Origin of the sequence: Chryseobacterium tongliaonense (genome assembly GCF_041224435.1) — a bacterium.
Lineage (GTDB): Bacteria > Bacteroidota > Bacteroidia > Flavobacteriales > Weeksellaceae > Chryseobacterium > Chryseobacterium tongliaoense.
Genome location: NZ_JBGFFD010000001.1, coordinates 379,162 through 394,766, shown reverse-complemented (window position 1 = coordinate 394,766; position 15,605 = coordinate 379,162). Strand labels below are relative to the sequence as shown.

The 15,605-nt window shown below is 36.5% G+C and carries 17 protein-coding genes; 5 read left to right on the top strand and 12 right to left on the bottom strand.

What is annotated here, in order from left to right; all coding sequences use genetic code 11:
- The first annotated feature begins 168 nt into the window (after positions 1-168).
- The 4 genes from AB8P06_RS01955 (at position 169) to AB8P06_RS01940 (ending at position 4,126) form a co-directional block, all read left to right on the top strand.
- The gene (locus tag AB8P06_RS01955; RefSeq protein ID WP_369837157.1) at positions 169-936 is read left to right on the top strand and encodes a rhomboid family intramembrane serine protease; all 768 of its coding nucleotides are present in this window, start codon (positions 169-171) and stop codon (positions 934-936) included.
- Positions 937-969: 33 nt separating this feature from the next.
- Positions 970-2,079: a DNA-processing protein DprA gene (gene dprA / locus AB8P06_RS01950; RefSeq protein ID WP_369837154.1), complete on the top strand. Its 1,110-nt coding sequence runs from the start codon at positions 970-972 to the stop codon at positions 2,077-2,079.
- Positions 2,080-2,269: 190 nt separating this feature from the next.
- The gene (gene gdhA, locus AB8P06_RS01945) at positions 2,270-3,628 is read left to right on the top strand and encodes an NADP-specific glutamate dehydrogenase (protein ID WP_369837151.1); all 1,359 of its coding nucleotides are present in this window, start codon (positions 2,270-2,272) and stop codon (positions 3,626-3,628) included.
- A gap of 126 nt (positions 3,629-3,754) precedes the next feature.
- Positions 3,755-4,126, top strand: a complete 372-nt coding sequence (locus AB8P06_RS01940) for an iron chaperone (RefSeq protein ID WP_369837149.1) — start codon at positions 3,755-3,757, stop codon at positions 4,124-4,126.
- Between the two features lie 40 nt (positions 4,127-4,166).
- Here AB8P06_RS01940 and AB8P06_RS01935 read toward each other — a convergent pair whose 3' ends face one another.
- From AB8P06_RS01935 to AB8P06_RS01925, 3 genes are all read right to left on the bottom strand, one after another.
- Positions 4,167-4,514: a hypothetical protein gene (locus AB8P06_RS01935; protein WP_369837147.1), complete on the bottom strand. Its 348-nt coding sequence runs from the start codon at positions 4,512-4,514 to the stop codon at positions 4,167-4,169.
- A 118-nt stretch (positions 4,515-4,632) separates the two neighbouring features.
- The gene (locus tag AB8P06_RS01930; RefSeq protein WP_369837144.1) at positions 4,633-5,121 is read right to left on the bottom strand and encodes a YkgJ family cysteine cluster protein; all 489 of its coding nucleotides are present in this window, start codon (positions 5,119-5,121) and stop codon (positions 4,633-4,635) included.
- Positions 5,122-6,105, bottom strand: a complete 984-nt coding sequence (locus AB8P06_RS01925; protein ID WP_369837141.1) for an ion channel — start codon at positions 6,103-6,105, stop codon at positions 5,122-5,124. It lies immediately after the preceding gene.
- A gap of 174 nt (positions 6,106-6,279) precedes the next feature.
- Between AB8P06_RS01925 and AB8P06_RS01920 the strand changes: the two genes are divergently transcribed.
- A complete protein-coding gene (locus tag AB8P06_RS01920) occupies positions 6,280-6,663 on the top strand; it encodes a group III truncated hemoglobin (protein ID WP_369837138.1) in 384 nt (127 codons plus the stop codon).
- Here the strand turns inward: AB8P06_RS01920 and AB8P06_RS01915 are convergent.
- The 9 genes from AB8P06_RS01915 to AB8P06_RS01875 form a co-directional block, all read right to left on the bottom strand.
- On the bottom strand, positions 6,660-7,730 hold the full coding sequence (locus AB8P06_RS01915; RefSeq protein ID WP_369837136.1) for a calcium:cation antiporter: 1,071 nt from the start codon (positions 7,728-7,730) through the stop codon (positions 6,660-6,662). The genes AB8P06_RS01920 and AB8P06_RS01915 overlap by 4 nt on opposite strands.
- 65 nt (positions 7,731-7,795) lie before the next feature.
- Positions 7,796-8,131, bottom strand: a complete 336-nt coding sequence (locus tag AB8P06_RS01910) for a DUF6122 family protein (protein WP_369837134.1) — start codon at positions 8,129-8,131, stop codon at positions 7,796-7,798.
- Positions 8,132-8,166: 35 nt separating this feature from the next.
- Complete coding sequence (locus AB8P06_RS01905) at positions 8,167-9,405, bottom strand: hypothetical protein (RefSeq protein WP_369837131.1); 1,239 nt, start codon at positions 9,403-9,405, stop codon at positions 8,167-8,169.
- Positions 9,406-11,460, bottom strand: coding sequence for a hypothetical protein (locus tag AB8P06_RS01900; RefSeq protein WP_369837128.1), 2,055 nt, complete (start codon positions 11,458-11,460; stop codon positions 9,406-9,408).
- A gap of 14 nt (positions 11,461-11,474) precedes the next feature.
- A complete protein-coding gene (locus tag AB8P06_RS01895) occupies positions 11,475-12,143 on the bottom strand; it encodes a hypothetical protein (RefSeq protein ID WP_369837125.1) in 669 nt (222 codons plus the stop codon).
- Positions 12,144-12,219: 76 nt separating this feature from the next.
- Positions 12,220-12,942 (bottom strand): DNA alkylation repair protein, encoded by a 723-nt coding sequence (locus AB8P06_RS01890; protein WP_369837123.1) that lies wholly within the window; start codon positions 12,940-12,942, stop codon positions 12,220-12,222.
- Positions 12,943-12,956: 14 nt separating this feature from the next.
- Complete coding sequence (locus tag AB8P06_RS01885) at positions 12,957-14,243, bottom strand: cation:proton antiporter (RefSeq protein WP_369837120.1); 1,287 nt, start codon at positions 14,241-14,243, stop codon at positions 12,957-12,959.
- 15 nt (positions 14,244-14,258) lie between these two features.
- The gene (locus AB8P06_RS01880) at positions 14,259-14,888 is read right to left on the bottom strand and encodes a DUF4919 domain-containing protein (RefSeq protein ID WP_369837117.1); all 630 of its coding nucleotides are present in this window, start codon (positions 14,886-14,888) and stop codon (positions 14,259-14,261) included.
- Positions 14,888-15,605 (bottom strand): HflX GTPase family protein (locus tag AB8P06_RS01875; protein WP_369837114.1); only part of this gene is annotated, 718 nt, incomplete at its 5' end. The genes AB8P06_RS01875 and AB8P06_RS01880, both read right to left, overlap by 1 nt.

Here is a 15,605-nt window from a genome sequence, read left to right as displayed (position 1 = left end):
AAAATATAATTTTTTCCATCATTAGAAACAGCCTGTGCGATTATTTACTAATGACATACTTAATTCATTTAAAATCATCCCTTTTGTCTTAAAATGAGTTTCACCATATAAAATATCGCCATAATTTCCGAAATTTATAATTGGCTTTTGATTTGAGATAAATCTTCCATGTTTAAAAATGTAATTTCCAAAAAAGCGATCATTAATCCATTGCTGATGCTTTCTGCAATGTGGTTGGGATTCTTTTTACAGATGCACGGCTTTTTTGAAAGTTGCTTTGGGGCGATTATTCCTTTATTGCCGGAAGGTTTAATAGGAGTAATAACGTCGCCGCTTTTACACGGAAATTTAGATCATATCATCGGAAACTCTATCCCGATTGCAGCACTTATGTTTCTGCTCTATCAGTTTTATCCTTTGGTGGCCAACAAAGTATTCGTTATCGGATGGCTTGCTACAGGCTTATTGGTATGGATGCTTCCGCCTGTTGATATTCTTACCGGCGAATATATGTACACCTGTACGATCGGGGCCAGCGGTGTCGTATACGTTTTAGCTTTTTTCTTATTTTTCAGTGGTGTTTTTAAATGGAATATGAAGCTTCTTACCATCTCACTGCTAGTTGTATTATATTACGGAAGTTTGGTTTGGGGCATGTTTCCGGAAGAGCTTTTCTACAATCTGCAGGAACCTAGTAAGATTTCATGGCAGGCTCACCTTTCCGGGGCCGTCGTGGGCAGTATTATTGCTTTTATGTTTAAAAATGTAGGTGACAAAAAGAAAAAATACATCTGGGAATTCCCCAATTATTACAGTGAAAAGGATGACAAACTCTGGCAGGAATATAAAGAAAACCATCCCGAAGATTTCCTTGAACTGCCTTATAAAAAAAGAGACGATATCTGGGATCATCTGGACGAATTAAGAAAAAGGTAAAACTTATTTCGTTACATTTGGATAAAAACACACATGATTTCCGAAGAACATCTTTATGCAATCGCATTGCGCGAATGCAACTTAATCGGTGATATTAATTTCACCAAACTCATCAGAACTTTTGGGAGCGCAAAAAACACCTGGGAGCACGCCAAAAAAGAATACAGAAAGCAGGAAGGCTTCGGTCGGAAAACAGTTTCAGACATTGGAAATGCCACTCACCTGAATTTCGCTGAAAAAGAGCTGAAATTCTGCGAGAAAAACAACATCCGGATCAGGCTGAAACATTTTGATGAACTTCCTTTCCTCCTCAACGAATGTGAAGATGCTCCTGCCATTTTATACCAAAAAGGTGATTTTACCAATACCTTGAAACCGTTAAGTGTTGTCGGGACCCGGAATATTACCGCCTATGGCAGACAGTTTATAAAAGATTTCTTTGAAGCGCCAAAATCTTCTGGCTTTATTTCTGTAAGTGGCTTAGCCTTAGGAGCTGACAAAGAGGTTCATGAACAATCTATTCATCATAAAATTCCTACAATCGCTGTTTTAGCTCATGGCTTTCACACGCTGTATCCTTCAAAAAACAAAAAGCTTTCTGAAAAAATTCTGGAGGACTCAGGTGCTCTACTCACGGAATTCAACTCATCAAGAAAACCTGACCGGGAAAATTTCATCCAGAGAAACAGGATCATTGCCGGTTTGTCTCCTGCCACAGTTGTGGTAGAAACCGGCTTTGGCGGTGGCTCCGTAAGCACGGCATCCTACGCCAATAATTACAACAGGGATGTTTTTGCACTTCCCGGAAAAATTACAGACTCTTACAGCCAAGGGTGTAATCAGCTTATTTTTCAGAATAAAGCAAGTGCAATTTCAACGGTAAAAGATCTTATTGAGATTTTAGGATTTAATAATTCCCAACATATAATAGAGGACCTTTTTCCACATAGCAGCCATACTATACAATTATCTGAAAATCAAGAATTAATCTATCAATATATCACTAAAAATCCACAAATTTCGCTTGATGATCTGGCTCATAAAATTTCCATTCCTTCCCATAAAATTTTACCGGTAATTTTGGAATTGGAACTTTTAGGGAAAGTAAAATCGTTTTCCGGGAGACAATTTATTGCAATTTGAAATTTAACCATTTCTTAATATTACATTATTTAATAGATAACATTTAATTTTTAATAAAATTTAATCACAAATTATTAATTTAATAATATTACCGCGCATTATTATTAAATTTTCAGCAATCATTAAATAAGGTGTTGTGAATCTTGAAAAAAAAATTAAATTTGTTGGCAATAATATTCAACCTTACTATATGGAACAATATAATATTGACCAGAAAATTCAGGAGTTTATTGCAAAAATTGAAGCAAAAAACCCTAATGAGCCAGAATTTTTACAAGCTGTAAAAGAAGTTGCTGTAACTGTAATTCCGTTTATTATGACTAAAAAGGAATATACAGGAATGAAGCTGCTTGAAAGAATGGCGGAAGCTGAAAGAATCATTATTTTCAGAGTTCCATGGGTTGATGACAAAGGAGAAATTCAGGTAAACAGAGGTTTCAGAATTCAGATGAACTCTGCAATCGGACCTTATAAAGGCGGAATCCGTTTCCACCCTACTGTAAATTTATCCGTTCTTAAATTCTTAGCTTTCGAACAGGTTTTCAAAAACTCATTGACTACTCTTCCGATGGGAGGAGGAAAAGGAGGTTCGGATTTCGATCCGCAAGGAAAATCGGATATGGAAGTAATGCGTTTCTGCCAGGCTTTCATGACTGAATTATGCAAGCACATCGGCCCTGAAACAGACGTTCCTGCCGGAGATATCGGTGTAGGAGCAAGAGAGATCGGATATCTTTTCGGTCAATACAAAAAAATCAGAAATGAGTTTACCGGAGTTCTTACAGGAAAAGGCCTTGCTTACGGAGGTTCTCTTATCCGTCCTGAAGCTACGGGATATGGTGTAGTTTACTTTGCTGAGCAGATGCTTAAGACCATCGGACAGACTTTTAAAGATAAAACGGTAACGGTTTCAGGTTTCGGAAACGTAGCCTGGGGAGTTATCAAGAAAATCTCTGAGCTTGGAGGAAAAGTAGTAACGATTTCAGGTCCTGACGGATATGTCTATGATAAGGACGGAATTGACGGAGAAAAAATCGATTATTTATTGGAATTGAGATCTTCTGGAAACAACAGAGCTGAGGATTATGCTAAAAAATATCCGTCTGCTGAATTCCATGCCGGAAAACGTCCTTGGGAAGTAAAATGTGATGTTGCCATCCCATCTGCAACCCAAAACGAACTGGATTTTGAAGATGCTAAAAAATTAGTTGAAAACGGATGTCTTTGTGTAACTGAAGCGGCTAATATGCCTTCTACTTTAGATGCAATCAATTATTTCCTTGACAGCAAAGTATTGTTCTCCCCTGGAAAAGCTTCTAACGCCGGTGGTGTTGCCACTTCAGGATTGGAAATGACTCAAAACTCTATCCGTCTTAACTGGACTTCTGAAGAGGTAGATGCAAGACTGAAAGAGATTATGATCGGAATTCATAAAGCATGCAGAGATTACGGAAAAGAGGAAGATGGCTATGTAAACTATGTAAAAGGTGCTAATATCGCCGGTTTCGTGAAAGTTGCAGAAGCTATGCTGGCTCAGGGAGTAGTATAAATAAAACAGAAGGTTGGGAAATTTCCCGACCTTTTTTCTTATAACCTGTCCCGGGGAAATGGGAAAAAAGTAAAAAGTGAAAGGAGAAAGCATTGAAATATTCAATGCTTTTTTTATTTTTATATTATGAAAACGGCATTCAAAACCATTGATGAATACATTCTTTTATTTCCTGAGGAAGTTCAGGAAAAAATGGATCAGATAAGGGCTGCCATTCATTCTGAGAAAACGGATATTACAGAATATATCGGCTACCAGATGCCTGCTTTTAAATATAAGAACAAACCTCTGGTCTATTTTGCAGGCTATAAAAAGCATATCGGTTTTTATCCCGGTGCGGAAGGCATTAAAAATTTTGAGGAAGACTTTACTGCTGCCCGCTATAAATTTTCAAAAGGTGCCGTACAATTTCCCGTTACTGAAAAACTTCCTTTGGATCTCATTAAAAAGATCGTGAGATTCAGGATTCTTGAGATCGAAAAAAAAATCCTGAAATAAATTATTCCAGGATTCCTAATTTCTACTTTTTAAAAATAACTTATTTCGACTTTGCTTTTCTTTTAGCTTTCTTTTCTTCTTTTGTTGCTTCTGCAGGTTTTGCAGCCTCCACGTTTGTATCGGCGGTTGCAGTTACTCCCTCACTAGGCGTAACGGTAGTGTTTGCTGCAGCATCTACAGTCGCTGTAGCTGTTGTATTTTGCGTTGAAGCATTAGTATTGGTATTCACATCGGTCGTAGATCCCGCTGTTCCCAGTGTATTCTGTTGTTGAGTTTGAGTTGTTGTCTGGTTACTAGTATTTTCAACCGGTTTTTGAGGTTGAGTTTGAGCTGATACAGCGATTGCTCCGACTAATGAGAATGCTGCTGTTAAGAATAACTTTTTCATAATATAATATTTAAATGGTTGTTTAATATTTTTTAAACGACACATTTTCTATTAAATTATGTGTAACCTTCTTATTTAACGTACTTTATAATTCTTTAAGACGAATTGGGATTATATCTTATTTTCCTAAATTTTTCATAATTCTTTCCACAAATTCAAAAGCAGCCGGGCAGATTACCGTATTTTTCATCATCAGATTGTTGATCTGGTAAATCTTTTTCCGGTCGGTATGTGGATATTCGCGACAGGCTTTCGGCCTTACTTCATAAATGGAGCAGGTATTGTCCTGATTCAGGAAAAAGCAGGGAAGATTCTGTAAAACTTTGTCATTATCTTCATCTACTCTCAGGAATTTAGCTTCGAAATCGGCAGGCTTCATCCTGAGATGCTTTGCGATCCGTTCAATATCTTTCTCGGTATACAAAGGTCCTGTGGTTTTACAGCAATTGGCACATTGCAGGCAGTCTATCTTTTCAAAAACTTCGTCATGGGTCTCCTGAACTACATAGTCAAGATTCTTAGGCGGTTTTTTCTTTAATCCGTCTAAAAATTTTTTATGTTCCTTCTGCTTTTGTAAAGCCTGTTTTTTATATAATTCTAAATCCATTTATTTTTCTTCCTCTGCCCAAACGGGAAGATCTGCTTTTTGATATTCATTGATTTTATCAAGGTCCAGGATGGTAGAAATGTTTTCTTTATCCGGATAATACATCGGGGTAAACTTTGCCCCGTAAATGATTTCATCGGTTACGTAGGATGATCTCTGTACTACCGTATTCGAAAACACTTCATCAAATGCTCTTACCTGAACAATGATTTCGATATCCGTATTTTTAAAATCACCTTCGGAAAAACCATAGAAAGGGGAATTTTCATCTATTTTATGAACAACTGTCCAGTTCAGGGCCAGTGTATTAATCTTGCTTAACTGGGTTTCCAGTCTGTAAAAATTGCTCTTCGGAACTCCGTCTTCCATAACTTCGATTGCTGTAGAGACAATTACATCCGCATCTGTGAGGGCATTGTTTTTATAAGGAGCCAGCCTGAACATTAAAGCGGTTAAATCTTTAAAAGGAGCAACCACCGCAATATCTGAAAACCTTAAGTAAGCTCTAGGTCTTGAAAATCTCCCATAAAACAGACCCGTTGCAATCGCAAAGGTAAGCAATCCCAGAAAAGCTTCAAAAGTCGCGACCAGACTTGCCGTAAAACCTACCGGCGCAATTCTTCCGTATCCTACTGTGGTAAAGGTTTGGGAACTAAAGAAAAACACATCGATAAACTCATTGGAGGGTGTACTTTTATCAATTCCCGTGAGGTGCTCTACTCCTATCAGAAAATAAATCATGGCAAAAAGAAGGTTGACTGCGATATAAGCGATCACCAAATAAGAAAGAAAACGGAAGGTTGACAAATTAAGCATGGTGTGATACCAGCTCAGCCTGTTGAAGACATTCACTCCTCTTCTCTGAACATTCGGCAGACCGTCTTTGTTGATAAACCTTCCGGAAGCATTACTCCCGAAACCACTGTTTTCAGTATTTTTCTGCCTAATTTTTTGTCTGAATCCTCTTGCCATCTTTTTAATCATTATGGTTTTAAAGCTAATTGCAGATTATCAAATCTTAATTTTAATAAACCTGTGCCTTAGCGACTAACCCTATTTTCAAAGTTATATTACTATGCAAAGATAAAATATTGTTTTCATGAATTTTATCAAGCCTGCATTTGAATTTTTAAATTGATTTTACACTAAATTTGAGGTATGAAAAAACTTGAAACAAGAGAAGACATTGAACATCTTGTCAATTCGTTTTATGCAAAAGTAGTTAAGGATGAGACTATTGCCTTTTTCTTTACCGATATCGCCAAAGTAGATTGGGATAAGCATCTTCCGAAGATGTATTCTTTCTGGGAAACCATTCTTTTCGGGCAGATGTCTTATAAAGGTAATCCAATGGCGGTTCATTTTCCGATCAATCAGATGGAAGCTATGGAGAAAAAGCATTTCGACAAATGGCTCGAGCTGTGGAAAAATACGATTGAAGAAAATTTCACCGGTGAAAATGCAGATATGGCTATTTATAAATCCGAAAATATCGCCAGGCTAATGGCTTATAAAATGGAAATGACAAGGAAGCTGAATTAAGGAACGATCACTGTAAAAATATAGGCTGCCAGGTTGACCAGTAAAACGGTTCCGTAGAGAACATTTGTTTTTCCTCTGCTTAAAGACAGCATGACAATAAACACAGATAAAGAGAGCAGAATAATATCTTTTTTATCTAATCCTAAAACCAAAGGGATATCGTACATAATACAGACTACCGATACTGCTGGAATGGTAAGCCCTATACTCGCCAAAGCAGAACCTAAGGCCAGGTTTAAGCTGGATTGTATCTGATTGCTTCTTGCCGCCCTGATCGCTGCAACACCTTCAGGAAGTAAAACAACCGCCGCAATGATCACCCCTACCAGAGATTTCGGAGCACCAAACCCCTGAACCATATTCTCAATTGATGTGGAAAGCCCTTTAGCCATAAGCACTACAATAGCAAGACATACTACAAGAAAAACAAAGCTTATTGAAGTTTTAACCATGGAAGGAATATAAAGCTCTTCCGGATGTTCATCGGGGATAATAAAATAACTTCTATGCCTTACTGTCTGAACCATTAAAAATACACCATAGATTACCAGACAGGCAATAGAAACAAAAGTCAGCTGAGCTTCATTATAGAAAGGGCCGTTGACGCTGGACGTAAAATTGGGAAGTACAAGCGTAAGAACCAATATGGAAACAATACTTACAAGATAAGTGGTTGCCGAGGTTCTTGCAAAAAACTGCTCATAATACTTCACACCACCTACTAAAATACAGATTCCTAAAATACCGTTAAGAATAAGCATTACCGCGGCAAAAACCGTATCTCTGGCCAGTGTGATCGCCTGATCTCCACCGGCGATCATCAGTGAGATGATCAAAGCGACTTCAATAATGGTGATACAAAGCGCCAGAATAATCGTTCCGAAGGGTTCTCCTACCTTATGGGCAACCACTTCGGCATGATGAACTGCCGACAACACGCTCCCGGTCAGTAAAAGACCTGCAATAACATCATAAATAACGCCATTTCCTGTTAAGCCTGAAAAGTAATATCCCACTGCCAGAACAGGAAAAATATAAGTATAATGTAAAAGCTCTTTTAATTTCATACGTGTCTACAAAATACAAAAAATCAATGAAATTTGAAATATCAAAAGAAAATATTAATCATATTTTAATGAGGCCAGAAATAATAATCCTGAAAATCTGTGAAAATATGAAACAGTAATCCGATACCGATGATCCTGATATTGCCTTTGAAAAAGAGCATCAAAAAATACACCGCAATGGCATAATAAGAGTGCAAAAAATGAAATCCCACACTGTTTCTTGAAGGATCGAAAACAGGATTTGCAAACAGATGATCAAGATCGACGAGCATTGTAGCCAACAGGATAAGATAAACCTTCTTCCAGTTTTCACGATAAAAAACCAATGCGATAAACACCGGGAAAACCAGATGTAAAAAGTAATGAATAAAGGGTTTTATCAATATCGTTTCTGAGAGCATGATCAATGATTAAATTTTGGACCTGAACGGCTATTTTACCATCTTAAAATTAAGGGCAATTCTCCTTTCCCGGCTTTTAGCTTTACATAATAATCCTGTGCTTTATTTCCGTAAAAAATATAATCTATATCTGAAATGATCTTTTTTTCAGCAACACTTAAAGTACTGACAGAAGAAAGCAGCAAATTGTTATTTTTAATGAAAATAAAGTTTTCTTTTAGCTTTTGGCGTGCGGGTATCGTTTTTCTGATTGATTTTACTTCAAATCCTTCATTTTTCCTTGCAATATGATTAGGCTGAAACGGAATAATAGTGAATTGATTCTGAGGATTAATCCATTTTTTATTTTGGAAGTATTCCCATGTTTTTTCAGAAGCCTTACATTGAAGTTCAATCACGTAATTGGGCTGAATAATCTTTTGATACGTCTTTTTTTCCACTTCATTAAAATTATCATCATATCCATAGCTGATGATGGTGTCATTCACCTGTTCCAGCTCAGCTGATGCTTTAATATAGTTGATCTCTGAGGAATCTCTGAAGCTTTTATTAAAGAAACCAGTTAATGTTTTTACATTGGCTGCATCCAGCTCCACCTCTAAAAAGCGGGTCTTCTGCTCTGCCGCAGTAAGGATTGAATTAAAGATCTTTGTTTTTGAGGTATTTTTTATTTCAATATCATCAGCATTCAGTTCAATAGAAAAATTCCGAATATTTTTTCCTGAAATAAATGAAATACTTCCTACGGTATCATCAATAAACTGATCTGCATTCAAATTCTTTTTCCCCGAGGACCGGAAAAGCTGCTGATTTATATTGTCAAAAGCCAGATCTGAAGTTCCCAAAATACAGTTTTCACCATTTATTCTAAGAAAAAGCCGGTCTTTCTGAAAGATATTTTTCCCTTTGTTTATAAATTTCCGTGTCTTTAAAAACGCTAAAAACTTCTCATGATCTTTAACTTCAATAACACTATACCAATCTGAATATCCGCTATTTTTAAGGTGAAAAACCTGCAAAAAATCAGGGATTTTCAAGCCTGAATCTCTTAAAGAATTTTTATCGTCTTTTTTCTTTTTCTCTTCAAACCACAGAGAAGGATGGGCAGCCAGGCTGTATATGTATTGACCGCCTATTTTTTTCACATCCAGCAAAACCACCACATCTGCATTTTCAGGGATAAATTTTAACGTCTTATCTTTATGGAAAAACACAAAGTAAAAGACAAGTGCAAACAGGAAAATAAATAATACAATAAGCTTATTCCTTTTCATTTATAATATTTGTGGCTTTTTTTCTGCTTCCTGGATTTTATAAATCTCGTCAAACAAATCGAAGAAATACATCAGACTATTTTCAGAAGAATCTTTGATGATATAATCTATTTCCGTCTGTACACTTTCTCCTTTTACTTCTGTTTTATAATACAGTTCACCGATATTTTTTCTCAGCACATCCAGTGTTTTTCTTTCGGAAGTACTTTTAAATTCTTTTTCCAGACCTATTAAAAGTTTCTGTATATCCAATCTTCCGGATAAAGAATATTTAGATGAATCTTTTGCCCATTTTTTAGAAATTTCAGACTGGTTTTTTAGGGTGAGATTATCTGTAGAAGTGGTAAGATATACAATTCCGTCTTTTACCGTAAAGTAGAGCTGATCAAGGTAGCCATTGTTTTTCCCTTCTTCTTTAAATGCATAAAAATCGCCTTTTTTAGAGAAATTTTTAGCTAATTCTTTATTTGTAGTTAAAAGGTTAAAAACACGGGTCCAATATTTTTCATTCTCTGTAGCGAAAGCAAAAATGAAATTCGGAACCATAACTTCTTTCATTTTTTTCACTTCTTTTTCGTTATAATCATCATCGTAATCATAATCTGTGTATTCTACCGTTTTGGGTTTCAGTTCATTTAAAACAAAAATTCCGTTTCCGGGTGCAATTTTGGCAATAGCTTCTTCATCCAGGACAATTTTCATGGTTTCCATCATCAGCTTCATTTCTTTCTGATAATCGCCTTCTCCCGTATCTTTAAGCAGGCTGTACATCATGTCAAAATATTTAACCCCGTTTACGTTGATCACATAATATCCGATGCTTTTATCATTGATAAGTGCTGTCAGCTTTTTGTTTTTCTTTCCTTTATAAACTGATGAAATACTTTTCTGGGTTTCGGCGTCTTTGTGCTGATAATTGTTGACCAGTTTTACTTTGTCTTTGTCAAAATATAAATTGTATGAAGAATTTGAATTGTATACTTTTTCAAAAAACCGGCTGAAACTGTAGCGCTTCATCATTTTCCCGTAAAGTCCTTCGTTAACGATTCTTCCATAATCCGTATAAACAAAGACATCTGAATCCGGATCCCGGAAAGAGGTCATATGCTTAGGAACATCAATTTCCAGATTGGAACTGAAATATTTATCGAATGAATCTTCTGCAAACTTTTTCACGATTTTGAATTTCTCAATGCGCAGGGAATCCATTTCTTTCCGGAATGCGATGTCTTCTTCGGTTTCTACTACTTCGGGATCTTCCATTTCGGGAGCAGGTGAAACCTCATCATGGTTTTCTGAATATTCCGTATCTGTGGTATCCTTTTTTTCTTCCGGATACTGATGGTGTTTTTCCAGATATTTTATATCCTTCTGAATTCTGGCAATCTCAGCATTATTATCTTTGATGTTGTCTTTTAAATATTTGATATCATCTTTCAGATATTGTATTTCCTCCTTATAATCAAAAGGTTTTTCCGGTTCTTCGGCATAAGCGCTGTCAATGGCAACAACAGCACTGTCTGCTACAACCGCAACACTGTCTGCCACAGCTTCATCCGACCAGATGTCTTTCTGGAGCTTATTATAGTTTATCATGCTGAGAACAGCACGATCACCGCTCCAGGCAACGAAAATATCATCGTCTATATCAACATAGGAATAATTGTTTCTCTTGGAGATTTCCAGTCCTTTTTTCTTGGCAGAATTAATGAATTCCCGGAATTTATCTTTGTTATCTAAAATGAAATGGGTGGTATAGGTCTGCACGGAGTCATTAAAAGAGGCATAATGATATTGTGTGGCATCATATTTAATCCCCGTTTTGGAATAATCATTCCATGAAGGTTTTTCCTTACTTTTTTTATCTTTTTTGGTTATTTCCTGTAAAAAGGGATTTAATTTCTCCCAATTCATTTTTTTATTAAGCTGCTTCCCGTTGATCTCCATATAGAATGCAGCATCATTAGGAATTCTCATGCTTTGCTGTGTAAAACCAAAGGCAAAACCAAAGAGCAGGAATGTAAGTATTTGTGTTTTTAACAGAATAGATTTCATGGCTTAGGATTAAATTATTGGAATAGGATATTATTTTGTAACTGTTTTTTCTGAAGGATTAAATCTAAAACATTGGCTTCCATCTTCACCGCTTTTTTATTGGGAGAAAGCAGATAGGCAGCATTCGTCTGAGATTTTATCGTATTTTCAAACTGCAGCACGGAAGTGTATCTGGCATTATTAAAGATTTCTTTATCTGCCGTACTCATCTTGTCGTATTCATTTTTGAAAGTGTTTATTTTGTTTCTGGTAAATGATTTATTTCCTGCATTTTGACTGTAGATCTGCGTAGGAATCATTTTCCCGAGAATATTTTTATTTTTTAGCTGTTCCAGCCCGGCGTTGATATTTTCAATTTTTTTGAAATTACAGCTTAGTTTGATAATATAATTATCAAAATCCATCGTTGTTTTCACATTGCTGATTCCCGGTGTTGCCCTGAATATTTTTGCCGCTTCATTGATTTTATTTTCAATTTCAGATTTTTTCGGAACTTTTTTACCATTAACTGTTTCCATTTTAGAGATTGAAGCCAGTCTTGTTTTACTCTTGCTTGCATTCAGAATAACGGTATACTCTCCGGTTCCATCTGTTTTTACATTGACCTTGTCTAAAATATCAAAGCAGCTTGTCAGCAATAACAGGGGAAATAACAGCATAAACCGTTTGAGAAAAATTTTCATGATTGAATTTTAAAAGACAAAACTACTTAATCTATTTTTAAAATGCTTTGTACTGGTTGTTATTTTGAATCCTGTGCTAATTAATTCTGCCTTTAAGATAATCCTGCCGTACTTCTTCATCAAGTTTTTCGATGGCATATCTAAGGCATGTCCTGGGCATTTCTTTGTAGTACTTGTTTAAATAGTTGATCAGTTCCACTTCATTTTTCTGTCCCATTTCTCTCAGCAGCCATCCGTTTGCTTTATGCATCAGGTCGTGGGAATGTTTTAAATTATTGGTAACAAATTCTTTCGTCAGTTCAAATGAACCTTTTTTCACATAATGCATGGTTCCGACCACGGCAATCCTTTTGTGCCACATCTCGCCGGAAGCAGAAAGCCTTCTCAGCAATTCCTCTTTCTGATTTTCAAATGCATATCTGCCCAGGATTTTATAGCAGCTCGAATCTACCAGATCCCAGTTATTGACGTATTGCAGATGTTCAAGATAAAAATTGACAATTTCATCTTTTACCTTCCGGTCTTTTGTTTTTTCAAATTTATAAATCAGCATGAATAAAGCTGTGAGCCTGTGTTCATGGTATTTTGAAGAAAGCAGCTTACTCAGATCATTCAAAGAGATTTTTGAATAATATTCTTTGGCTACCACTCTTTGATCCGGAACTTTTACGCCTAAAAACAGGTCGCCTTCACCATATTCTCCCATTCCTGTTTTGAAGAATCTGGGAAAAAATTCCGCTTTCTCAGGAATGGATAAAACAGCTAGCGCTTCTTCTATTTCTTTGATCAGGATACTCATTGTGTTTTAATGGTTTAATGATTTTCATCTAAAGCAGTACTTTCCTGCTCCTGTTCTTCTTTTGCAATCTTATTAGGATTAGCCACTTTTGCAATGGTAAGCCCCTGAACAATAATAGAAAATACAACAACACAGTAAGTAATGCTTAAAATAATTTCACTGTATTCACTTTTAGGAACAGACATCGCCAAAGCAATGGAAACACCTCCGCGGATTCCGCCCCAAACCAGCACTTTTACCGTCTGTGGGCTAAACCTTGTTCTGAATGACATAAACCTGGTGGGAATCCAGATGGAAGCTATCCTTGCCAGTAAAACAACAACAATCGCGATAAGCCCCGGAACAATAAAATGTTTCAGATCTTTGATCATTAAGAGCTCGAAACCGATGAACAGGAAAAGAACGGCATTCAGGATTTCATCTATTAATTCCCAGAATTTAATCAGATAATCCTGGGTTATTGATTTCATTTTAAATTTCACATTGAAATTACCCATAAACAACCCTGCAGCTACCATCGTCAGCGGTCCGGAAATATGCATTTGTCTTGCGATAAGATAGCCTCCCATTACTACAGACAGCGTTACCAGAACAGAAATAATATAGTCATCCACTTCACGCATCAGCCTTGAGGTGATCCAACCCAGTAAAACACCCAATAGAAGTCCGCCACCGGCTTCTTTAATTAATAATATGCCTATGCTTTCAACACCCAGATCCACTTCTTTCCCGACGGCCAGCTGTAAAACAACGGTGAAAACCACAACCGCCATACCATCGTTAAAAAGAGACTCTCCGGCCACTTTTGTTTCCAGTGATTTTGAAACTTTCGCCTGCTTTAAGATACTTAAAACCGCCACCGGATCGGTAGGAGAAATCAATGCTCCAAAAACCAGACAGTAAATAAACGGAAGCTTAAGTCCTACAAAAGGCAATAAATAATACATTCCGAAACCTACCACAAAAGTGGAAATCACAACGCCTGCCGTAGAAAAAATTACCACCGGCCGGAACTGTTCTTTTAAATCATTGATATTGATATGGATTCCTCCTGCAAACAGAAGGAAATTAAGCATCGCTCCCATCAGAACTTCTGTAAAGTCGATACCGTTCATCAGGTTACTAAGATGGCCGAAAGTTCTTGGCAGAAAGTTTTCTCCGAATAAAACAAGAATAATGGAAACCACAATGGCAATCACCATAATCCCGATCGTACTCGGAAGTTTTAAAAATCTGTAGTTAATGTATGAGAATATAGATGCTAAAACGATTAAGGCTGAAAATGAATAGTATAATTCCACTAAGTTGTTTTTAAATTAAAGATCTAAATAAAGTATTTTGATAAATATTTTGCTATCCTCTTTTTCCCATATATCGATTACACCGTCTTTCAGTGTCTTTGAACTTCTGGTATAATCCTGTCCTACATTCAGGAGATTAAGAAAAATGTATTCGTCTCCTACCGAGTTGACAATGTATGCTGTTTTTTCGGTTTTCCCGTCCCCGGAATTTTTTATAGCGTCTGTTAAAAGTCTAAGCTGTGCAAGATGATGGGTAAAATTGCTTATGTCTTTCTTAGAATCATAAGCCCGCAATAAAATCAGTATCACATCCAGATTGGTAGGATCTTTATCGTATAAAACCTTTCCCAATCTGATGCATTCATCAAAATTATTATTCTTAAATGCTTCTGCAAGACCTTTGAAATCATCATCTGATGTTGAAACTTTATTCTTTTGGAAGTTTCTGCCATAGTAAAGGTATTGCCCTTCTATGCTGTCCAATGATTTGGGAATACCTTTATATTTGAAAATCAGCCTCTCATGAGGATAAGGAGATTTTGGGTCTTTAATACTTTTTTCTATACTTTTAAAATCGATTTTTGACTTCTGGCTGAAACCAAAAACCGAAACAAAAAGAAGTAAAAGGAAAAAGGGGTATTTCATTAATTGTTATTTTCTTCTTCGTCATTGTCAAAATACTCGAAAAGAAAATCATTGTAAGGGAATCTTGAAATATGAATTTTCATCACCTCATCATAGATCATTTTCTTCATCTCCGGAAAGTTTTCTTTCGTTAAGGCCGAAATAAATACCGTCGGATATTTAGATTTGGCCATCCAGGTTTTCTTCCATTCCTCCAGGGAAATGTTTTTTCTTGTGGTAGGGGTCAGATCATCATCATCCTTTTTTTCATAGCTGAAATCATCGATTTTATTGAAAACCATGATCATGGGCTTCTGATGTGCATTGATCTCCATCAAGGTATGATTTACAGATTCTATATGATCTTCAAAACTTTCATGGGAAATATCCACAACGTGAATCAGCAGGTCTGCCTCTCTTACCTCATCCAGGGTTGATTTAAAAGATTCCACCAGTTGAGTGGGTAATTTTCTGATAAATCCTACGGTATCTGTCAGCAGAAACGGAAGGTTTCCGATCACAACCTTTCTTACCGTGGTATCCAATGTTGCAAACAGCTTATTTTCAGCAAAAACTTCAGATTTTGACAAAGCATTCATCAAGGTAGATTTTCCGACGTTGGTATACCCTACCAAAGCAGCACGAACAACTTTTCCGCGGTTATTACGCTGCGTTGCCATCTGCTTGTCAATGGTTTTCAGCTTATCTTTTAACAAGGATATTCTGTCCCGAATGATA